The sequence below is a fragment of the Flavobacterium sp. genome (genome assembly GCF_004211145.1).
GTDB lineage: Bacteria > Bacteroidota > Bacteroidia > Flavobacteriales > Flavobacteriaceae > Flavobacterium.
The window spans coordinates 1-1595 of sequence record NZ_SEBS01000078.1 but is presented as its reverse complement, the minus strand read 5'-3'; the positions used below and the strand labels follow the sequence as shown (position 1 = coordinate 1595).

General features: G+C 50.4%; 1 protein-coding gene. It reads left to right on the top strand.

Annotated elements, in window-relative coordinates:
- A partial coding sequence (gene uvrB, locus EOO50_RS17590; RefSeq protein ID WP_290841592.1) for an excinuclease ABC subunit UvrB occupies window positions 1-1595 on the top strand: 1595 nt, incomplete at both ends.

Genomic DNA, 1595 nt, shown 5'->3' with positions numbered 1-1595 from the left:
AAAACCTTCACGATGGCGAACGTCATTGAAAAAGTCGAACGCCCGACGCTTGTTCTCGCTCACAACAAAACTTTGGCTGCGCAGCTTTATTCGGAATTCAAGCAATTCTTCCCGAACAATTCCGTCCAGTATTTCGTTTCGTACTACGACTATTATCAGCCTGAAGCGTACATTCCCGTGACCGGCTTGTACATTGAAAAGGATTTGTCCATCAATGAAGAGCTCGAAAAAATGCGTCTGGCGACGACTTCGGCGCTTTTGTCCGGCCGACGTGACGTTTTGGTCGTAGCCTCTGTTTCTTGTCTGTACGGTATTGGAAACCCGGTTGAATTCCAGAAAAACGTCATCTCGATCCACCGCGGGCAAATGATCTCGCGGACAAAACTCCTACATAAGCTTGTTCAAAGCCTTTACGCACGGACGGAAGCCGAGTTTAATCCCGGCTCGTTCCGCATTAAAGGCGACACCGTGGAAATCTTCCCAAGCTACGGCGACGAACCGTTCCGCATCCATTTCTTCGGCGATGAAATCGAAGAAATCGAGGCGTTCAACGCGCGCAGCTCACAGGTTGTTGAAAAATACGAAAAGCTGAATATTTATCCGGCGAACATGTTTGTTACCTCGCCGGATGTCCTGCACAATGCAATCTGGGAAATCCAGCAAGATCTGGTCAAGCAGGTCGATTATTTCAACAGTATCGGAAAACATCTCGAGGCAAAACGTCTTGAAGAGCGCACCAATTTCGATCTGGAAATGATTCGTGAATTAGGTTACTGCTCTGGGATTGAAAATTACTCGCGTTATCTTGACAGGCGTCTGCCGGGAACGCGGCCGTTCTGCCTGATCGATTATTTCCCTAAAGACTTTTTGATGGTTGTCGATGAAAGCCACGTGACGATTTCGCAGGTTCATGCGATGTACGGCGGCGACCGCTCGCGGAAGGAAAACCTTGTCGAATTCGGGTTCCGTCTGCCGGCGGCGATGGACAACCGTCCGCTGAAGTTTGAGGAATTCGAGGCGATGCAGCATCAGGTCGTCTACGTTTCGGCGACGCCGGCCGATTACGAGCTGGAAAAATCGGAGGGAATTTACGTCGAGCAGGTTATCCGCCCGACGGGACTTTTGGATCCTATAATCGAAATCCGCCCAAGCAAAAACCAGATTGACGATCTTATCGAGGAAATCCAGCAGCGCGTTGAAGCCGATGAGCGTGTTCTTGTGACGACACTGACCAAACGAATGGCTGAAGAGCTGACCAAATACCTGACGAAAGTCAACATTCGCTGCCGCTACATTCACTCTGAAGTCGACACGCTCGAACGTGTCGAAATCATGCAGGATTTGCGCAAAGGCTTATTCGACGTGCTTATAGGTGTAAACTTACTCCGCGAAGGCCTGGATTTGCCCGAAGTTTCGCTTGTTGCAATTCTCGACGCCGACAAGGAAGGCTTTCTTCGCAGCAACCGCTCGCTGACACAAACCGTCGGGCGTGCGGCGCGGCATATCAACGGCAAGGCGATCATGTACGCCGATACGATAACGTCGAGCATGCAGAAAACGATCGACGAAACCAATTACCGCCGCGAAAAGCAGAT